The organism is Massilia sp. DWR3-1-1 (assembly GCF_049898325.1).
Lineage (GTDB): Bacteria > Pseudomonadota > Gammaproteobacteria > Burkholderiales > Burkholderiaceae_D > JAFCUW01.
Genome location: NZ_JAFCXL010000020.1, coordinates 1 through 18,003, shown reverse-complemented (window position 1 = coordinate 18,003; position 18,003 = coordinate 1). Strand labels below are relative to the sequence as shown.

The window sequence follows — 18,003 nt, the reverse complement described above, 5'->3', positions numbered from 1 at the left end:
AATATCACTGGCTGCCTGGCAGCGGCGTGTTCAGATAAGGAAAGCCCGGCTTGAAGTCGGCCGCGCTCTTGCGCACGCCATCGGTCAGCTTGGCCGCACCGGCTGGCGCGTCGGCCGGTTTGCAGCCCACTTTCAGGCTGTCGGCGCTGCCAGTGAGCACGCACAGGGCGCCCATCGCCACCCGCAGCGAGACATCGACGACGTCATCGCCTGGCCGGCGGCCATTCGGGAAGCCTGCATTGTCGCCAGCGGCCACGCCGAGGGCGAGCTGGGCGGCGGCGGCGGTCGGTGCGATCGACGTGTTCAGGCGCAGCATTTCCGACGGCGAGACCGTTTTTGGCTGGTTGACGCCGGCGATACCCGTCAGGAAGGCGGCGACCAGGTCGGTGCGGGGAAAGTTGGTGGGCGCCTTGGCGGTGGGGAACAAGGTCTCGACCACGGCCGGCAGCACGGGGTTGGTGACATAACTGAGGAACTGGGCGTCGTTGACGGGCTTGGAGGCGTTGAACTTGTCCTTGTCGTCCAGGCCGATGATCACTTCATTGACCAGCGGCATGCCCACGCGCGACACCTGGGCCCAGGCGCCGCCTTCCTTGCTGGCATTGTTCAAGCCGGTCGCGGGCGCGCCATTGATCAGGCGGGCCTGGCGCAGGCTGGCGGTGGCGTAGCCGCCAATGACGGGCTCGGTGCCATTGGTCAGGCAGGCGATCGGCGCTTCAATGGCGATCGAGCTGACGTTCTTGCCTTCGAGATCGTTGGTATTGCCGGCCGATTCAGCGCCCAGCGGATTGAGGTTGAACAGGTCGAAGATTTTTCCGACTGCAATATAAAACGGCTCCTTGCGCTGGCCGACGAACACCCGGCCGGCGCCGCAGCTGCCGAAGGACACGTCATAGATATGGCTGTTGGCATAGGTCTCGTAGCCGGCAGCGCCGCCGAAGGTCTTGTTGCCGATGTTGTCGACGGGCTTGTCGAATTCGGTGACACCGCCGCTGGTCGACGACAGGCGGGTGCGCACGCCGCCGCGGCGGTCGCCCTTGACTATGTCGACCGTGAAGGTCTCGCGCACATTGAGCGCGGCTGGATTGACGCCGGAGATGGTCGACGAGTTAATCAGCGGGATCAGCACCGATTTGCCGCCGATGGTCAGGGCGGTTTTTTTCGACGTGCTCTTGAAACGGAACTGAAATGTCAGATCGTCCTTGCCGTCGCCGGTATTGTCGATGTGAATTTCATACAATGCATTTTCGTCGAACTGGTAGAAGTTCGGCCCGCCCTGGGGATCCTGGAAGGGCTGGTAGTTGGCGATCATGGTGACGAAGCCGTCGCGATTGGGCGCGTAGCTGCGGAACATGTAGAAGTCGGTACCGTCGACCTTGGGCGATTTGGTGATGAATGGCGCCTCGCGGTGGCTCGACGCCTGGGCTGGGGCGAATGCTCCTGCTAGCACCAGCGTCGAGATGGTGGTGGCAAGCCAAAGATTCTTGCGCTTCGAAGTAGTCATGGTCTGCGTTCCTGTTTTAAATTGTTATATCGAGCTGCCAAGATAACAAGGAGGTCGGGCGCGCTATGTTATGTGTCGCACAGATGACTTTCGATCAGCAGATCTGCAAGTAATTGTTTCATAATTTTCACACTAGACTTGCGCTCCGGAATTGGAGTCGAGGTTTGTCGATGGTCGTTGCCGCTGCCGGCGGGACCGGCGCATTTGTTATGATGGCGAAAAGGCGCCTGCCGGGCGTTCCCCTTACCGTACAAAGTCCACCATGCCCAAAAACAAGCCGCCTGTCCGTCGCACCCCGGGCCCCCGCCCCGCACCCACGGTCGATCGCACCGACGAACTGGTCGAAGACCTCGCCGTGCTGGCCTTGGCAGTGTCCGAACAGGAAGAAGCCGATCCGGCAGCGCTGGCGCAGCAGCGCGACGAGTTGCAAAAAATGGTACGCAACGCCTTGCGCAAGAAGCAGGACGAGGTGCTCTACGGCGCCATCGAGCATGCCCGCTTCGACGATGTCGACGCGTATGTGTTGTTGCGCGGCCAGATCGAGGAGGCCGCCGCCTCCATCGTGCTGCGCGCGGCCGGCAAGCCGGCCGAAGAAATCGACGCCTTCCTGGTGCCCATGTTCGTCAACTCGGACGGCGGCCTGGTGCGCGCGGAAGGGTTCCAGGACGCCGCCGGCTTCGAATTGCTGCGCGCCAGCTTTCAGCAGGCGGGGCTGGAGGCCGAATCGGCCACCGTGGTCCTGATCAGCCACCTGTACGACGTCGATGAGATCGATCGCATCAGTTACTGCGAACTCAATGAAATGCTGCGCGAAGTGGCCGCCACCATGGGCGAGAAAAAGCTGGTGGCGACGCCAGCGCTGAGCAACAGCATCGCCGCCCCTGACGCCGATGCCAGCGTGCCGGCGCCCGGCACTGGCGAACGCGCCACCGAATTGCGCTTCCTGCTGGGCTTCGTGCGGCGCCGCCTGGACGACCCGTTCTATGCGATCGCCGCCGACGAAGACGGCGCCAACGCCTGGTTCGACGCCCGCCTGGAACGCTACCGCCAGTGGACGCTGGAAGCGGACCCCCTGTTGCGCGCCTGCCTGGCGGCCGATCCCGCCAGCGTCGCCATCAATTTCCTGTACCAGAACCAGTTTTTTGCCGCGCGGCGCCAGGCCATGGCCGAGGGCGAAATCCTGCTGCTGATGTCGCAACTGAGCGAAGCGATGGCCGACCACGCGCTCGATCCGGCCCAGGCGGGCGCGGTGGTGGGGGCGGTGGCGCTCGACGCCGACGTCGCCCTGCGGGTGGCGCTGTACCGCAACGGCGACGCCGCGCCGCTGGCGAACGTCGAACTGGCCTTCGACCTGGCCGAGGATTTGCAGGGCAGCGTCGATGAATTATGCGAGATTTTGCATAGTATGGGCATTGGCAGCCTGTCGACGGCGGCCCGCTTCGGCGCCGATGGCCTGCCGCAGGGCCTGCGCCCTTACCAGCCCGATTAAATCAAGGCAGGCGCGAGCTCGACAGCATCAGCCAGGCGACGGAAATGACCACCATCGCCGTCAGGCTCACGCACGACCAGGTGAAGAACCAGGCCGACAGGACGCTGGCCTGCAAGCCACGCTCGAGCAGCACGCCCAGCATGAAGTCGAAGGCGGTCAGGACCGACCAGCGCCGCAGGTAGACGGGCAGATAGCGGCTCATGTAGCGGTTGTGGCGCACGGCCGCGTGGCGCTCGTACAGATTGCTGGCCGCGCTGATGTCGGCAAACATCCATTCGAAGAACATGAAGCGGTACAGCAGCGTGCGAAAGCGCAGCCGGGCCGGGTCCGTGCTGTGCGTCTGCTTGCGGCTTGGGTTCGTTGCGGCCATGGGCACACCTCGCTCTGCAAAGGCGGAAGCCCCGGCGACGCCGGCGCAACCGGCTTCCAATATACCGCAGGGCGCAGTCCCTGCGCTGTGCGCACGCATGGCCGGCGCCGCTGAAGCGGCTACTTGTGCTCCTGTGGCAAAAACGGCACAGTGCCGGCGTCAGGCCGTGCGGCGCGCTTCGAGCCAGACGGCGGCGATGCGGTCGGCCTGTTCGTAGCCCACCTCGGCCAGTTCCTCGCCGTGGATGTCGGTATCGATCTCTTCGTAGCGCCAGGCCAGGCCGGCGCCGTCGAGCAGGGGTGCCAGCCGCGCCAGCAGGGGATCGACCCCGCCCACCATCGCCACGCCCGTGTAGAGCAGCAGGCGGCCGCCCGGGGCCAGCCGGCCGATGGCAGCGCGGACGATCTCGACGCAGCCGGTCTCGCCCTGCAGGCCGCCGCCGTGGCGCAGCGTGCGCCCGCACGGGTCGAGCAGATACGGCCGATGGGCGACGATCAGGTCGAAGTCGCCGTCGACGCTGGCCAGGCCGTCGCTGTGGACGGTGCGCACGTGGCGGGCACCGGCCAGGTCGGCGTTGACGGCGGTGAGGGTGCGCGCCTTCTCGTTCAGGTCCGCCGCCAGCACCTGCGCCTCGGGCCAGCGGCGCGCGATGGCAATCGCGCCGGCGCCGGCGCCGCAGCCGATGTCGATGGCGCGCCGCACCGGCGCCTGGCTCAGCGCCGGGCGCAGGGCGCGCAGGAAGCGGTAGCTGTCGGGGTCGAAGAACACGGCGTCGTCGTCCAGGGTCGGATAGGCCGAGTGAAAAAACAGCAGGGGCCTGGCGCCTCCGTGGCCGCCGCTGCCGGCGTGGCCGGCGGCGCTGGCCACCCGCAGCGTGCTGCGCCAGCCGGCGCCGTCGCGGCGCACGATGCCGGCCTGGTTCATGGCGCCCCAGACGGACTGGTGCAGCGTGTCGGCGCTAAACTGCAGCGACAGGCCGAAGATGTCGTTAAGGGTGAGCGCCCGGGCCGGCGCGCTGGCGACGCGCCGCACCACGCTCTGGTGCGAGGCGGCGCTGATGGCCGTGTGGCGGTAGCCGGCGTTGGCCAGGTAACGGCCGAGCGCCAGCAAGGCGTGATGGGCGCTGCCGTCGGTGCCGGCGGCGCTCATGCGGTGATCGACTGGCGGCGGCGCGGTGGCTGGCAGGGTGGCAAAATTGGGCGTCATGTGGCGGTTTTACATCATAAATGTTGCTCAAGCTGGGTCCGGGGTGGACTTTTTCTAGTGTGCAAAAAAAGATGCTCCACTGAAAGAGGCTGCCAGCCTGCATAACTGTAAGATTCATCCTACAATGTGATTTTTGCTATATCGTTGATGCCGGACGCCGTGCGTACAATGGCAGTCGCACGATGTTGAACAGTGCGATCGGCGGCGGCGCGCCGGCGCCGGCGCCAGGATGCACGCAATCCCACCCTGTCACACTTATGAAAAATCCGGTCGAGTCGCCCGCCAGGGTGAAAATTCTGCTGGTCGATGAAAATCCGGCCAGCCTGGCCCTGCTGGCGGCGCTGTTTGCCGGGCTGGGCGAGGAGATCATCGCGGTCGGCTCGCGCGACGCCGTGCTGCAGGCGGCCTTCGAACACGACGTGGCCGTGATCGTGCTCGACGTTCGTGCGCCGGCCCGGGACGCCATGGCCACCGCGGCCCAGCTGCGCCGCTATCCGCGCGCGCAGGCGGTGCCGATCATTTTTCTCACCGGCGAAGATGTCGCCGATTTTCCCGTCGATGCGGCGTACGCGCTGGGCGCCGTCGACTACGTGGCCAAGCCGGTCAACCCGGTGGTGCTGCGCGCCCGCGTGGCCGTGTTCATCGACCTGTACCGCAAGACGGCGGCCATCGCCGAACACCGCGAAGTGCGTCACCAGGCCGACCTGCGCGCGCGCGACGCCCGCATCCGCCTGATCCTCGACAGCGCACGCGACTACGCCTTCATCGGTACCGACACGCATGGCGTCATTACCGAGTGGGCCGGCGGCGCCGCCGACATTGTCGGCTGCGACAGCGCCTACGCGCGCGGCCGGAGCGCGGCGATGATCTTCACGGCGCAGGACCGCGCCGATGGCCAGCCCGAGCTGGAAATGGCGCGCGCCCTCGACAGCGGGCGCGCCATCGACAAGCGCTGGCACGTGCGCGCCAACGGCGAGCGTTTTTTCGCCGACGGCGTGCTGGTGCCGATGCGCGACGAGGCTGGCACCTTGCGCGGCTACGCCAAGATCTTCCGCGACGCCACCGGCGAGCGCCTCGCGGCCGAACAGATCGACCGCATCGAGGCCGAGCGCGAGCGCCTGTTCGCCGAAGTCGAGGCGGCCAGCGCGCGGCTGGTCGACATTTTTCAGCGCGCTCCCGCCTTCATGTGCGTGGTGCGCTCGCCGCAGCACCGCTTCGAGTTCCTCAACCAGCGCTTCAGCCACCTGGTGGGCCAGCGCGAGCTGCTCGGGCGCGACGCCCGCGTGGCGCTGCCGGAACTGGCCGGCCAGGATTTTTTCGAGCAGCTCGACGCCGTCTACGCCGACGGCCAGCCGCGCGAGCGTTACGCCGAGCGCTTGCTGCTGCGCCGCCACAGCGGCAAGCTGCTCGAGCCCCGTTACGTCGACGTGGTCTACACGGCGCTGCGCGAAGCCGACGGCGCCATCTCGGGCGTACTGGTGCACGGCATCGACGTCACCGAGCGCACCCAGGCCAGCCTGCTGGCGCTGGGCCAGCGCAGCGCGCTCGAACTGGCGGTGTCGGACGCCCCGCTGGCCGACGTGCTCGAGGTGCTGGCCCACGCCGCGGAAGACTACGCCGGCGGCGCCGGGCTGGCGGCGATCCGCCTGGCCAGCGGCGAGCGCGCCGGCCTGCGCCTGCGCCACGTGGCGGCGCCGTCGCTCTCCGACGGATTTCTCGACGCCCTCGACGCGCTCGATCCGGCCATCGACAGCAGCCCCGGCGCGCTGGCCGCGGCCAGTGCCGAAACGGTGACGGTCGACGATATCGACGGCGATGACCGCTGGCCGGCGTTTCGCGCGCTGGCGCGTGCCTGGGGCCTGCGCGCCTGCCGCGCGATGCCGGTGGTGGCGCCGTCGGGCCGCGTGCTGGGGGTGTTCTGCTGGTACTACCGCGAGCTGCGCGCGCCCAGCCAGGACGAGCACGCGGCGCTGCTGATGCTGGCCAATACCGCCTCGCTGGTGATCGGTCAGCGCCAGGAGGCGCTCGAACGGGTCGCCGCCGAGGAACGCGCACACGATATCCTCGAGAGCATCAGCGAAGGTTTTATCGCCATCGACGCCGATTGGGTGATCACGTTTGCCAACCAGGCCGCCGAACAGGTGACGCAACTGGCGCGCGAGGTGCTGACCGGCTCCGGCTTCTGGCAGTCGTTCGGGCCGATGGCCGGCACGCCCATCGAGGACGGCCTGCGCCGCTGCGCGCGCGAGCGCGTCGCCGTCAAGTTCGACGCCTGGTACGACCCGCTGGGCGGCTGGCTCGAGATCAACTGCTATCCCACCCCGGATGGCGGCATCGCCCTGTACTTTCGCGACGAGACCGAGCGGCGCATGGCCCAGGAGGGCATCCGCCGGCTGGCCGCGGTGGCCGAGCAGTCGCCCGACTTCATCGGCATCGCCACCCCCGACACGGTCGGCATGTTTCTCAATCCGGCCGGGCGCCGCCTGTCCGGCATGGCCGACGGCGCCACCATGTCCGACTACCGGCTGGACGACTTTTTCGCCGCCGAAAGCCGCGCGCTGGTGCTCGAGCAGGTATTGCCCGCGCTGACCGGCGCGGCCGGCCGCTGGGAGGGCGAGCTGCGCTTCGCCCGGCTCGACACGGGCGCCGTGGTGCCCGTGTACTTCAAGGGCTTCGCGGTGGTCGACGAACGGGGCGCCATCATTGGCCTGGCCACGGTCACCCGTGACATCACCGAGCAAAAACGCGCCGAGGACGCCCTGCGCCGGGTCGCCGCCGACCTGTCGGAGGCGGACCTGCGCAAATCGGAGTTTCTCGCCACCCTGGCCCACGAACTGCGCAATCCGCTCGCGCCGATCCGTACCGGCCTCGATTTACTGCGCATGAAAGATGGCGATGCTGCCGCGCGCACGCGGGTGACGGCGATGATGGACCGCCAGCTCGGTCACCTGATCCACCTGGTCGACGACCTGCTCGATGTCGCCCGCATCACGCGCGGCAAGATCGAACTGAAGAAAGCGCCGGCGCCGCTGCATACGCTGGTGGCGATGGCGCTCGAGACCAATCTGGCGCTGGTCGAAGCGAGCGGACACGCGCTCACCGTACTGCTGCCCGAGCAGGCGGTGATGCTCGACGTGGACAGCACCCGGGTGGTGCAGGTGATCAGCAACCTGGTCAACAACGCCGCCAAGTACACCCCGCCCGGCGGGCGCATCGAGATCCGCGCCTGGCAGGAGGGAGCGGCCGACGGCGCCCTGGAAGCGGTGGTGACGGTGCGCGACAGCGGCATCGGCATCGCCGCCGATGCCCTCGGGACGGTGTTCGACATGTTCACCCAGGTGCGCGGCGAGCGCGACCTGGCCCGCGGCGGCCTGGGCATCGGCCTGTCGCTGGTGCGCCGGCTGGCCGAGCTGCACGGCGGTTCGATCAGCGCCGCCAGCGCCGGCCCCGGCGCGGGCAGCACCTTCACCTTGCGGCTGCCGGCAGGCGTGGCGCCGGTACAAGCGGCCCCGCCGCTGGTGGCCACCACGGCGGCGCCGGCCGGTTTGCGGGTGCTGGTGGTGGACGACAACGTTGACGCCGCCGACAGCCTGGCGGCGCTGCTCACGCTGATGGGCCACCGGCCGCAGGTGGCGCTGGGCGGCGCCGCCGGGCTGGCGCTGGCGCACAGCAGCGTGCCCGACCTGGTCATCCTCGACATCGGCATGCCGGGCATGAACGGACACGAGGTGGCGCGCGCGATCCGCGCCAGCGCGGCGCTCGCACACGTGACGCTGGTGGCGCTGACGGGCTGGGGCGCGCTTGACGACGTCGCCCTGGCCGCCAGCGCCGGCTTCGACCTCCATCTGACCAAGCCGGTCAGCCTCGCGGCGCTGACGGCAGCCCTGCAGGCGGGGGCGGCGCGGTGAAGGCGGCCGGCCCCTTGCCGGTCTCGTGCGGCACCCTGATCGTCAACCGGGCCGGGCAACTGCTGCTGTGCCACGTCACCGGCACCGCCAGGTGGGACATCCCGAAAGGCATGCAGGACCCGGGCGAGAGCACGCTCGAGGCGGCGATGCGCGAGCTGCGCGAGGAAGCGGGCATCACGCGCTTCGGCGCCGAACGCTTCATCGACCTGGGCCAGTTCGACTACCGGCCCGACAAGCGCCTGCACCTGTACCGGGTGTACAGCGGGGACGCGTTGCCCGACCTCGGCGAGCTCGCCTGCACCAGCTTTTTTTCCCACCCCGTCACCGGCGTGGCCACCCCGGAAGCGGACGGCTACCGCTGGGCGGCGCGGCGCGAACTGGCCCGCTTGTGCTGGCCACGGATGGCGGCGCGCCTGCTGGCGCTGCACTGGTAGCGCCAGCAAGCCGCTTTTTGTTGCTTGATAGATACACAATCGGCCTTGCCGATTGAGCCCGCGCCGGCCTTGCTGTACCTTCGACCGATGCATGCCGCATGCGCACACGTCCACCGGGACCGGGGCGCGGCGGCGACGGGCGCAACCACGCCGGCGAGCGTGGCGATTGAACACAAGAGACGGGGTAGACATGGCTGGGCTGAACGGGAATGGTTGGCGCGCGCTGGGCACGGGCGCGGCGCTGGTGGCGGCGGCGGCGCTGCTTGGTGCTTTGATGGAGTCGCTGGCGCCGCCGTGGGCGCTGGCCGCCGCAGGCGCCCTGATCGGCGTCGCTGGCGGAGCGCTGGCGCGCCGGCGCGGCGCTCCTGGCCAGACCGCGCAGGCGCGCCTGTTCGAGGTGGTCGGCGGCTCGGTCGACGCGGTGATGATCGGCGCGGCCGAAACGGCGTATTTCGTCGACAGCGTCAAACACAAGATCGATGTCGATGTCGGCGCCGTCGAGACGATGGTGGTGGACGCCGGCGAGGTGGCGCGCAGTACAGGCCAGATCGCCGCCAATGCCGCCCGCGCCGCCATCGTCGCCACCCGCGTGCGCAGCGAGAGCGTGAGCGGGCGCGCCGAGGCCGACGATGGCCTGCAGCGCATCGGCAGCGCCGGCCGCCAGGCGGTCGAGGCGGCCGCCGGCATGGCCGCGCTGCGCCAGCAGTCGGCGGGCATCGCCGGCTTCACCGAGGTGATCGCGGAAATTTCGGCGCGCACCAACCTGCTGGCCCTGAACGCGGCCATCGAAGCGGCGCGCGCGGGCGAACACGGGCGCGGTTTCGCCGTGGTGGCCGGTGAAGTGCGCCAGCTGGCCCAGCGCACCAAGTCGGCCACCGATGAAATCAGCGTGATGGTCGGCGCCATCAACGGCCAGGCGGCGCAGGCGGTCGAGGCGATGGGGGCACTGACGGCGGCGGTCGAAGCGGCCACCGGCAATGTCGGGCGGGTCCAGCAGATGCTGACCAATATCGAGCAGTCGTCGATCGTCGCCGAGCAGGAAATCGGCGCCATCGCCCACAGCGCGCGCGCGCACGTCGATACCACCGGCGCCATCCTGCAGTCGCTCACGACGGTGCGCGACAGCCTGCTCTCGACCGACCAGGCCTTGCCGCAGGCGGCCCAGGCGGCGATGGCGCTGTCCGAGCGGGCCGAGTCGATCGCGGCGGCGCTGTCGGAGTCGGGCGTGGCCACCGCCCACGATGCCATTGGCGCGGCGGCGCGCACGGCGGCCCGCGCGGTCGGCCAGCTCTTCAGCGATGCCATCCGCGACGGCCAGATCACCCGCGAAGCCTTGTTCGACCGCCGCTACAAGCCGCTGCCGAACACCAATCCGCAAAAGCACAGCACCCGTTTCGACGGCTTCACCGACCGCGTGCTGCCGCCCATCCAGGAAGCGCTGCTGGCGTCGATGCCGCAACTGGCCTATTGCGGCGCGGTCGACAACAACGGCTATTTTCCGACCCACAACAAGAAGTTTTCCCAGCCGCTCACGGGCGACTACGCCATCGACATGGTCAACAACCGCACCAAGCGCATCTTCAACGACCGCACGGGCGCGCGCTGCGGCTCGAATACCCGGCCGTTCCTGCTGCAGACCTACAAGCGCGACACGGGGGAGGTGATGCACGATCTGTCGGCGCCGATCATGGTCGACGGCCAGCACTGGGGTGGTTTTCGGGTCGGCTACCGCTCGATGGCGCCGGCCTGAGGGGGCCGGTCAGACGCCGGCCAGCACCTGTTCGATTACCGCCAGGTCGACCGGCTTGGTCAGGTGCAGGTCGAAGCCGGCCGCGCGCGTCTGGTCGCGGTCCTGCTGGCCGCCCCAGCCGGTCAGCGCGGCCAGCAGCGGCTGGTCGAACCGGCGGTCGTTGCGGATCGCTTCGGCCACCTGGTAGCCATTCATGCCCGGCATGCCCAGGTCGAGCAGCACCACTTGCGGGCGGAAATCCTGCATCGCCTCGAGCGCGCTGACGCCGTCGTGCGCCACCTGGGCCGAGTGGCCCAGCATCTGCAGCAGTTCGGCCAGCGTGGCGGCGGCGTCGCTGTTGTCGTCTACCACGAGTACGCGCACCGGGTGGCCGCGCGCCGGACCGGTCCCTGCAGGCGGCGCCGGCGCCGCCTGCAGCGCCAGCGCCAGCGGCAGGCGCACCGTGAAGGTGCTGCCGTGGCCGGCGCCGGCGCTGGCTGCCTGCACGCTGCCGCCGTGCAGTTCGACCAGGCTGCGCACCAGCGACAGGCCGATGCCCAGTCCCGCCTCGCCGGGAAAGCGTTCGCGTCCCACCTGGTTGAACAGTTCGAACACGGCGGCCAGGTCGGCGGCGCTGATGCCGGCGCCGTTGTCGCTCACGGTGATGATGGCGCTGGCGCCGTCATCGCCGTCGTCGCGGCGCAGCGTCAGCCGCAGGACGCCGCCATCGGGGGTGTACTTGGCGGCGTTGCCGAGCAGGTTGCTGAGCACCTGGATCAGGCGGGTGGCGTCGCCCGATACCAGCAGCGCGGCCGCGCCGCCGGCCTGGACAGCCGCGTCGATGTCGATGTCCAGGCGGTGGTGGCGCGCCTGGATCGCCGGCAGCGACGCTTCGACGGCGGCGTCAAGCACCGCGGCGAGGTCGACGACGGCGCGTTTCAAGGCGATCTGGCCGTGGGTGATGCGGCCGACGTCGAGCAGGTCGTCGACCAGTTCGACCATGTGGCTCAATTGGCGCTCCATCGTCCCCAGCACCCGCTGGCGCACCTGCGGATCGTCGCCGGCCAGGCGCAACAGCGGCAGGCCGCTGCGCAGGGGCGCCAGCGGATTGCGCAGTTCGTGCGCCAGGGTGGCGATGAATTCGTTCTTGCGGCGGTTCGCTTCGGTCAGGTCGGCGGCGAGCCGTTCGAGCTGCAGGCGGGCCTGCTTGCGTTCGCTGATGTCGGTAAACAGCACCGCCACCTTGTCGCTGCCGGGGCCGCCCACGCGGGTGGCGTAGACATCGAACCAGCGGCCCATCGCGCCGGCGCTGTCGTTTTCGTAGCGGACCGGCTGGCCCGTGCGGGCGATGTCGCCATACAGGGTCATCCAGCAGGGGTCGTGGCCCGGCACCATCTCGAGGATGGTCTTGCCGACCGCGTCGGCCAGGCCCGTGTGACGGAAAAAGGCCTGGTTCGCTTCGAGGAAGCGGTAGTCGACCGGCACGCCGTCGGCGTCGCGGATCATTTCGATCACGCAGACGCCTTCGTCGACCGCTTCGAACAGGGTGCGGTAGCGCTCCTCGGAGTCGTCGAGCGCCTGCCGGGCCAGGCCAGCGGCCGCGGCGCTCGTATCGAGCAGGCCGCGGGCGTCGTGCAGCGCCAGTTCGGTACCCGCATGATGGAGGCGACCGCGGGCGAGCGCGACGAAGCGGGCCACCTTGGCCGGCAGCGCCAGCGGCGCCAGGCTGGCGTCGAGCACATCGGCGGCGCCGGCGCGGTAACAGGCGGCGACGGGAAACGCGGCTGCGCCGGCATGGGCGGTGCTGTCCGGCGCCAGCACCAGCACGGGCACGTTGGGCAGGGCGGCGGCCAGCGCCGCCACCGCGGCCGGGGCGGCCTGCTCGTCGCCGTTGGCGCCGGCCAGCAGCACCAGCGCCGTGGCGCCGTCGGCCGCCAGCAGGCGCGTCTCGGCAAGCGAGCCGGCACGCAGCAGCGCGGCGCCGTTGACGCTGGCCAGGGCGGACACGCCATCGGCGCCGGCGCCGGCAAGCTCGAGCAGGATGACGCGGCAAGCAGGCGCGCTGGCAGCATGGTTCAGCACGGCAGCATCCGTCGCGAGGCCGGCAGGCGGGTGGAAGGGATCATGGGATCGACCGTCAAGATGAAACCCGGCGCAAAACAGGCCAGGGACCGTCTCACGCCAGGCGCGAATCAATTAGAAAAACAGCAATATACGTGGCGATTATATCGGTTCCGGTGCAGCAGCCTTGCACACCGGCCTGCGCCACCAGCCTGTGCCCCTGCAGGATCGCTGGCACCGCGCCTGCTATATTGCCGATTCGACCGTCGTCGAGCGTGGCAATCCTGCTGGCGCACCCCTTTAATTTTGCGATTTTTTGACATGAATCAAATCCTTCTGCCAGCCGATGCACGCCGTATCGCCCATGACGCCGCCGCCGCCGACAGCGGCGGCGCGCTGACGCGGCGCCAGCAGGCGCTGCTGCACCGGCGCGGCTGGCTGCGCATGCTGGCGCCGCGCGCTGCCGGCGGCCTTGAACTGGCCCTGCCGGCCGCCGTCCGGCTCGAGGAAGCCGTCGCCGCCATCGATGGCAGCATGGCCTGGGTGCTGACCTTGTGCGCCGGCGCCGGCTGGTTCGCCGGCTTCCTGCCGCCCCAGCTGGCGCGGGCAATCGTCGGCACGCCGCGCCTGTGCGTGGCGGGCAGCGGCGCGCCCACCGGGTTCGCCGACGTCGGCCCCGGCGTCGATGGCGCTGCCGGCTGCGCCGACGCGCGCGGCGCCTCCTTTACCATCAGCGGGCGCTGGGATTACGCCAGCGGCGCGCCGCTGGCGAGCCATTTCACGCTCAACGCGGTGCTGCGCCAGCATGGCCAGGTGCTACTTGACGGGGCCGGCAAGCCGCGCATCCGCGCCTTCATCGTGCCGGCCGCCGTCGTCACCTTGCAGCCGTCCTGGCGCAGCATCGGCCTGCGCGCCAGCGCTTCGCACAGCTACCGCATCGACGGCGCCGTGATCGACGGCGGCCACGGCTTTTGCATCGACCCGCGTTACGCCAGCACCGCCGGCCCCCTGTACCGCTTTCCCTTCATGGCGCTGGCCTACGTCACCCTGGCGGCCAACCTGGCTGGCATGGCGGCCCATTTCCTGGCACTGGCGGGGCCGGCGATCGGCCGGCGCCATCACGGCGCCAGCGGCGCTTCGCTGATCGAGGCGCCCGGCGTGCGCGCGCGTCTCGATGGCGCGCACGCTGCGCTGGCGACGGCGCGCGCGGCATTTTACGCGCTGCTCGACCAGGCCTGGGCGCAGGTAGCGGCCGGCGACACGCTGGCCGAGCCCGACTGCGCTGCGCTGCGCGCGTGCGCACTGGCCCTGGTCGAGGCGGCCCGCGCCGGCGTCGACGGCCTGTATCCCTTCTGCGGCCTGGCGGCGGCGGCCGAAGACAGCGAGCTGAACCGGGTGTGGCGCGACTTTCACACGGCCACCCAGCACAGCCTGATGCTGCCCGGGCCGGCGCTCGCGCTTTAAAGGGGTTTGAGGTGCAGTGGAACGGAAAACCGGGTTAAGCCGCTGGGGCTACTTTTAGATATTGATAAAGAGTCTCTCGACTGATGCCGAACTCCCGCGCGAGCGTGGCTTTTGGCTCGCCGGCACCGGCGCGGCGGCGCAGCTCGACAACCTGGTTGTCCACCAGTGCTTTCTTGCGACCTCGGTAGGCGCCGCGCAGCTTGGCCAATGCAATGCCTTCGCGCTGTCGCTCGCCAATTAAGGCCCGCTCAAACTCTGCGAATGCTCCCATGACCGACAGTAGCAGGTTCGCCATTGGCGAATCCTCGCCGGTGAAGCTCAGGCATTCCTTGACGAATTCGATTCGTATCCCGCGCTTGGTTAACGTCTGCACCAGCCGGCGCAGATCGTCCAGGTTGCGCGCCAGACGGTCCATGCTGTGTACGACTACCGTGTCGCCTTCGCGGGCAAACGAAAGCAAAGCGTCGAGCTGCGGCCGCTGGGTGTCCTTGCCCGAGGCCTTGTCGGTGAACAGCTTGTCCACTTGGACCTGGTCGAGCTGACGCTCTGGATTCTGGTCGAAACTGCTGACCCGGACATAACCGATACGTTGACCTCGCAAAACGTGCCTCCTTAACAAGATGTGTCAGGAAAGACTCTATGACCGTTCAAGGCACATGTCAAGTAATTGCGATACCAACCCTATCCTGACGGATTGCGTCGGGGTCGTCTGACATCAGGTTAGGGTATAGCTCAACTTGACAGTAAACATGTTTTTCGTCGCCATACCCTTAACGTGGAGCATTAGGTTTATCAAACGAGACTTAGCCACGTCGGAAACAAGCGCATGTTGGCACCTGGTGGACGCCATCGGAGGGAGGTGAGCACACAAACATTACCACGAAACGATGTAAATTTCCCACAAGAACCATTTTTCTAGCGCACTTTTCTCCACTGCAAGGTATAGTTAACAACTCGATCAATATAAGAAAATAATTAAATGTCAATCAATCAACTTGTATATATCAGCCAAGCGACGCGCAAAATGTCTCCTATCGATCTATCTGCGATCCAAGAAACCGCAAAGAAGAATAATGCACCACTAGATGTGACCGGAAGTTTATTTTACAATGGCGGATGGTTTTTGCAAGTTTTAGAAGGTCCTCCAGCGACGTTAAGCAAACTTTACGACAAAATCGAGATTGATCCTCGGCATAAGAATTCGCGTGTTCTCTATAATGAGCCCGCCAAATTCCGTACTTTCCCACGGTGGAGCATGAACATGACAAACCTAAATGACCGACAGGCTGATAAGTACGATGAGCTAGTTGAGGTATTGGAAGCAGCTCAGGCAAATCGCCGAATCGGGTCGGTGTCACCCGCAGTCGCATTGCTGAAAATTTTCGCCAGCTAATTTTGAAGATCATTCACTCCGGGATCTAACACGAGATGACGCTAATAACAGAAACATTCGAAATCTCTAAACAGCCGATATCATGTATTCAGTGTCGACTGGCGGAACCGTTGGGATTCGACTTTACATTTGCATATCAACCGATCATAAAGTTATCATCAAGGACAATTTTCGGACATGAGGCCCTTGTACGAGGGCCGAATGGCGAATCAGCATTCTCCGTCTTGTCACAAGTCAATGACGAGAATCGATACAAATTCGACCAAGCCTGTCGGGTGGGTGCCATAAGAGGAGCAGCCGAGTTAGGCATCAAGGAATTCCTTTCCATTAACTTTCTCCCCAATGCTGTTTACAGGCCAGAGGCATGTATTCAGGCGACGTTTGCAGCAGCTAAAAAATACAATTTTTCAATAAATCGTATAATTTTCGAGGTCACAGAAGGCGAGGAGGTTCGGAACAGGTCCCACCTTGTAAATATATTTCATGAGTATCGTAAATTTGGCTTTCAAACTGCTATTGACGATTTTGGCGCCGGCTACGCAGGGCTAACTCTGCTTTCGGAGTATCAGCCGCATATAGTAAAAATTGATATGGAACTCGTTAGAGGTATTGAGCTAAGCGCTGCGAAGCGCGCGATTGTGAAGGGAATTGCCTCTATTTGTAAAGAATTAAAAATAGAGGTCTTGGCAGAAGGCATAGAGACAAATGCTGAACGCGATTGTTTGCACGAAATTGGTATAGATCTCATGCAAGGATATTTATTTTGTCGACCAACACTAATGGCTATTGGGACGGTAAGTCCAAAATCATGGTGACGTTTAGCAAAAATTGATTCTTATTTATTTTATTCGTCAATGCGGAAATGAAATTTGTGTGACGAAAAAGTTCACACTAATGTTCACTTGCGCGCTAAGTTCGTACAACAGTCGCCACTACGCTAAGTAAGAAAACCTGAGCATTAGTGATGACAGAAAAAAACTAAGGCTTATCGCACCTGCCGCAACCACAGATAATATTAACGGTTTAGCAAAACTCAGTTGCTAACCAAGCGATTCGGTTGTCGCGGTAACCGAAAGGTAAAATAATAATAACTTATTGTGTAAACCTTCACCTATCGGCTTGAAGCATTTATTGTGCGATTAGGTTGCGGGCGCACCAGTAAGCAACTGCTCAAGCACTTCGATGCGGTGCCGACGCGGCGTCGTGATGGCGTAGAAGCGTTCCATCAGGGCTGTTGACTGGCCCACGACGACGAGGATTCCGGAACGCAGCTCATCCTGAACCACCACTTCGGGCAACAATGTCAGCCAGCCACTATCGCGCGCAATTAGGCGAAGCATGGCCATGTCATCCACCTCGGCTCGTAGTTTGGGGCTAACACCTGACGTTGCACATAGTGCGTCGAATTGGGCTCGCAAGGCATGCCGGGGGCCTGGCAACGCAATGTCCAAGCCATTGAGGTCTTCCGGAATGCGCAGACCTTGCGATGCCCAATTGCTCGCAGGACCTACCAGCGAAATCAGCTGGCTGCCCAAAAACCGGCAGTGCAATGGGCGATCAGGATCAGCCGGAACGGTCTCATTGGCTAGTACCACATCTAACTGGTGCTCTACCAGCCGTGCCAGCAGGCCCTCCAACAGCCCAGACTCCAGTGTCAACACCACGGCGGGGTTTGTAAGCACAGGTCGAATCCAGTTTTCCTGATAGTTGCGTGACAGAGTGGCTACGCTACCCACACGAAGGCGGGCAATGCCTGCTGAGCGGCCTTCTAAGCGTCCCACCATTTCCTCGCCGAGACCGAAGATGTTGTCGGCATACGCCTGCACAAGTTGCCCCGCGTCGGTCAGTATTAGTCGGCGGCCTTCGCGAATAAACAAGTCCTCGCCAATCCACCCCTCCAACTGGCGAATCTGAACCGAAACTGCTGATTGCGAGGTGTGTAGCTCCTCAGCAGCCCTGGTCAGGTGTCCGAGCTTGGCAACCCGCCAGAAATAAAATAGGTGATGGAAATTGAGTTGATTAAGTTTCATCGTTCTTTTTTAGATATGAAATTGTTCGTTTTAATCTATTTTACAGAAGTATATTTTACTAGCATCATCCTCGCAATCCAATAAAAAGGGTTTTACGATGGATATTTCTCAGGTTTTGTATTTAACTTTTGCTTTGGCACCGGTAGTTTTGATGGCTGCGTTGGCCGGACTGACCCGACTTCACTGGATCTCGACGCCGGAACTGTGGCGCCAATTTCAGGCTGTTTCGATTTGCGCGCTGGCATTCATCGGTATGTCGCTTTTGGTGGGTGCAAATGGCGTAGCTTGGCCAAGCACTGTGATGGCAACATCTTTGAGCCTGATCCTAGCTTTGCTGGTACAGCTGCTTGGCACGGTAATTGGCGCGTTTTCTGCCCGCTATTTGGAGGGGGAAGTCGGCCAGCGCCGCTATGTA

At 65.3% G+C, this 18,003-nt stretch carries 13 protein-coding genes and 1 pseudogene; 8 read left to right on the top strand and 6 right to left on the bottom strand.

Features of this window, described 5'->3' with window-relative positions:
- Nucleotides 1–4: 4 nt before the first annotated feature.
- Nucleotides 5–1,504 (bottom strand): DUF4331 domain-containing protein, encoded by a 1,500-nt coding sequence (locus ACP7EY_RS18965; RefSeq protein ID WP_426196364.1) that lies wholly within the window; start codon nucleotides 1,502–1,504, stop codon nucleotides 5–7.
- Between the two features lie 262 nt (nucleotides 1,505–1,766).
- Here ACP7EY_RS18965 and ACP7EY_RS18960 point away from each other — a divergent pair, with 262 nt between their 5' ends.
- Nucleotides 1,767–2,993: a DUF2863 family protein gene (locus ACP7EY_RS18960; protein ID WP_426196363.1), complete on the top strand. Its 1,227-nt coding sequence runs from the start codon at nucleotides 1,767–1,769 to the stop codon at nucleotides 2,991–2,993.
- Between the two features lies 1 nt (nucleotide 2,994).
- Here the strand turns inward: ACP7EY_RS18960 and ACP7EY_RS18955 are convergent, their stop codons facing one another.
- The gene (locus tag ACP7EY_RS18955) at nucleotides 2,995–3,363 is read right to left on the bottom strand and encodes a hypothetical protein (protein WP_426196362.1); all 369 of its coding nucleotides are present in this window, start codon (nucleotides 3,361–3,363) and stop codon (nucleotides 2,995–2,997) included.
- 159 nt (nucleotides 3,364–3,522) lie between these two features.
- Nucleotides 3,523–4,569, bottom strand: a complete 1,047-nt coding sequence (locus tag ACP7EY_RS18950) for a methyltransferase (RefSeq protein ID WP_426196361.1) — start codon at nucleotides 4,567–4,569, stop codon at nucleotides 3,523–3,525.
- 257 nt (nucleotides 4,570–4,826) lie between these two features.
- On the opposite strand from ACP7EY_RS18950, the gene ACP7EY_RS18945 reads away from it, so the two are divergent.
- The 3 genes from ACP7EY_RS18945 (at nucleotide 4,827) to ACP7EY_RS18935 (ending at nucleotide 10,661) form a co-directional block, all read left to right on the top strand.
- Nucleotides 4,827–8,477 carry a PAS domain-containing protein gene (locus ACP7EY_RS18945; RefSeq protein WP_426196360.1) on the top strand — a complete coding sequence of 1,217 codons (3,651 nt, stop codon included), beginning with the start codon at nucleotides 4,827–4,829 and terminating at the stop codon, nucleotides 8,475–8,477.
- Entirely contained in the window at nucleotides 8,474–8,911 is a 438-nt protein-coding gene (locus tag ACP7EY_RS18940) for an NUDIX hydrolase (RefSeq protein WP_426196359.1), read from the top strand. Before ACP7EY_RS18945 ends, ACP7EY_RS18940 begins: the two co-directional genes overlap by 4 nt.
- Nucleotides 8,912–9,101: 190 nt before the next feature.
- Complete coding sequence (locus ACP7EY_RS18935; RefSeq protein WP_426196358.1) at nucleotides 9,102–10,661, top strand: methyl-accepting chemotaxis protein; 1,560 nt, start codon at nucleotides 9,102–9,104, stop codon at nucleotides 10,659–10,661.
- Nucleotides 10,662–10,670: 9 nt separating this feature from the next.
- Here ACP7EY_RS18935 and ACP7EY_RS18930 read toward each other — a convergent pair whose 3' ends face one another.
- On the bottom strand, nucleotides 10,671–12,722 hold the full coding sequence (locus ACP7EY_RS18930; protein WP_426196357.1) for an ATP-binding protein: 2,052 nt from the start codon (nucleotides 12,720–12,722) through the stop codon (nucleotides 10,671–10,673).
- A gap of 300 nt (nucleotides 12,723–13,022) precedes the next feature.
- Between ACP7EY_RS18930 and ACP7EY_RS18925 the strand changes: the two genes are divergently transcribed.
- Complete coding sequence (locus tag ACP7EY_RS18925; RefSeq protein WP_426196355.1) at nucleotides 13,023–14,165, top strand: acyl-CoA dehydrogenase; 1,143 nt, start codon at nucleotides 13,023–13,025, stop codon at nucleotides 14,163–14,165.
- Between the two features lie 34 nt (nucleotides 14,166–14,199).
- Here ACP7EY_RS18925 and ACP7EY_RS18920 read toward each other — a convergent pair whose 3' ends face one another.
- Complete coding sequence (locus ACP7EY_RS18920) at nucleotides 14,200–14,766, bottom strand: recombinase family protein (protein WP_426196353.1); 567 nt, start codon at nucleotides 14,764–14,766, stop codon at nucleotides 14,200–14,202.
- A 378-nt stretch (nucleotides 14,767–15,144) separates the two neighbouring features.
- On the opposite strand from ACP7EY_RS18920, the gene ACP7EY_RS18915 reads away from it, so the two are divergent.
- Nucleotides 15,145–15,558 carry a BLUF domain-containing protein gene (locus ACP7EY_RS18915; protein ID WP_426196351.1) on the top strand — a complete coding sequence of 138 codons (414 nt, stop codon included), beginning with the start codon at nucleotides 15,145–15,147 and terminating at the stop codon, nucleotides 15,556–15,558.
- Between the two features lie 35 nt (nucleotides 15,559–15,593).
- On the top strand, nucleotides 15,594–16,373 hold the full coding sequence (locus ACP7EY_RS18910; RefSeq protein WP_426196350.1) for an EAL domain-containing protein: 780 nt from the start codon (nucleotides 15,594–15,596) through the stop codon (nucleotides 16,371–16,373).
- Nucleotides 16,374–16,697: 324 nt separating this feature from the next.
- Here ACP7EY_RS18910 and ACP7EY_RS18905 read toward each other — a convergent pair whose 3' ends face one another.
- Nucleotides 16,698–17,588 carry a LysR family transcriptional regulator gene (locus ACP7EY_RS18905; RefSeq protein WP_426196348.1) on the bottom strand — a complete coding sequence of 297 codons (891 nt, stop codon included), beginning with the start codon at nucleotides 17,586–17,588 and terminating at the stop codon, nucleotides 16,698–16,700.
- Nucleotides 17,589–17,685: 97 nt separating this feature from the next.
- On the opposite strand from ACP7EY_RS18905, the pseudogene ACP7EY_RS18900 reads away from it, so the two are divergent.
- Nucleotides 17,686–18,003 (top strand): annotated as a pseudogene (locus ACP7EY_RS18900) (NADH-quinone oxidoreductase subunit L); the annotation flags it as partial.

What these genes read in the sequence shown, in the direction of transcription:
- ACP7EY_RS18965 (WP_426196364.1), bottom strand. Translation starts at nt 1,504, where the DNA reads ATGACTACTTCGAAGCGCAAGAATCTTTGGCTTGCCACCACCATCTCG.
- ACP7EY_RS18960 (WP_426196363.1), top strand. Translation starts at nt 1,767, where the DNA reads ATGCCCAAAAACAAGCCGCCTGTCCGTCGCACCCCGGGCCCCCGCCCC.
- ACP7EY_RS18955 (WP_426196362.1), bottom strand. Translation starts at nt 3,363, where the DNA reads ATGGCCGCAACGAACCCAAGCCGCAAGCAGACGCACAGCACGGACCCG.
- ACP7EY_RS18950 (WP_426196361.1), bottom strand. Translation starts at nt 4,569, where the DNA reads ATGACGCCCAATTTTGCCACCCTGCCAGCCACCGCGCCGCCGCCAGTC.
- ACP7EY_RS18945 (WP_426196360.1), top strand. Translation starts at nt 4,827, where the DNA reads ATGAAAAATCCGGTCGAGTCGCCCGCCAGGGTGAAAATTCTGCTGGTC.
- ACP7EY_RS18935 (WP_426196358.1), top strand. Translation starts at nt 9,102, where the DNA reads ATGGCTGGGCTGAACGGGAATGGTTGGCGCGCGCTGGGCACGGGCGCG.
- ACP7EY_RS18925 (WP_426196355.1), top strand. Translation starts at nt 13,023, where the DNA reads ATGAATCAAATCCTTCTGCCAGCCGATGCACGCCGTATCGCCCATGAC.
- ACP7EY_RS18915 (WP_426196351.1), top strand. Translation starts at nt 15,145, where the DNA reads ATGTCAATCAATCAACTTGTATATATCAGCCAAGCGACGCGCAAAATG.
- ACP7EY_RS18910 (WP_426196350.1), top strand. Translation starts at nt 15,594, where the DNA reads ATGACGCTAATAACAGAAACATTCGAAATCTCTAAACAGCCGATATCA.
- ACP7EY_RS18905 (WP_426196348.1), bottom strand. Translation starts at nt 17,588, where the DNA reads ATGAAACTTAATCAACTCAATTTCCATCACCTATTTTATTTCTGGCGG.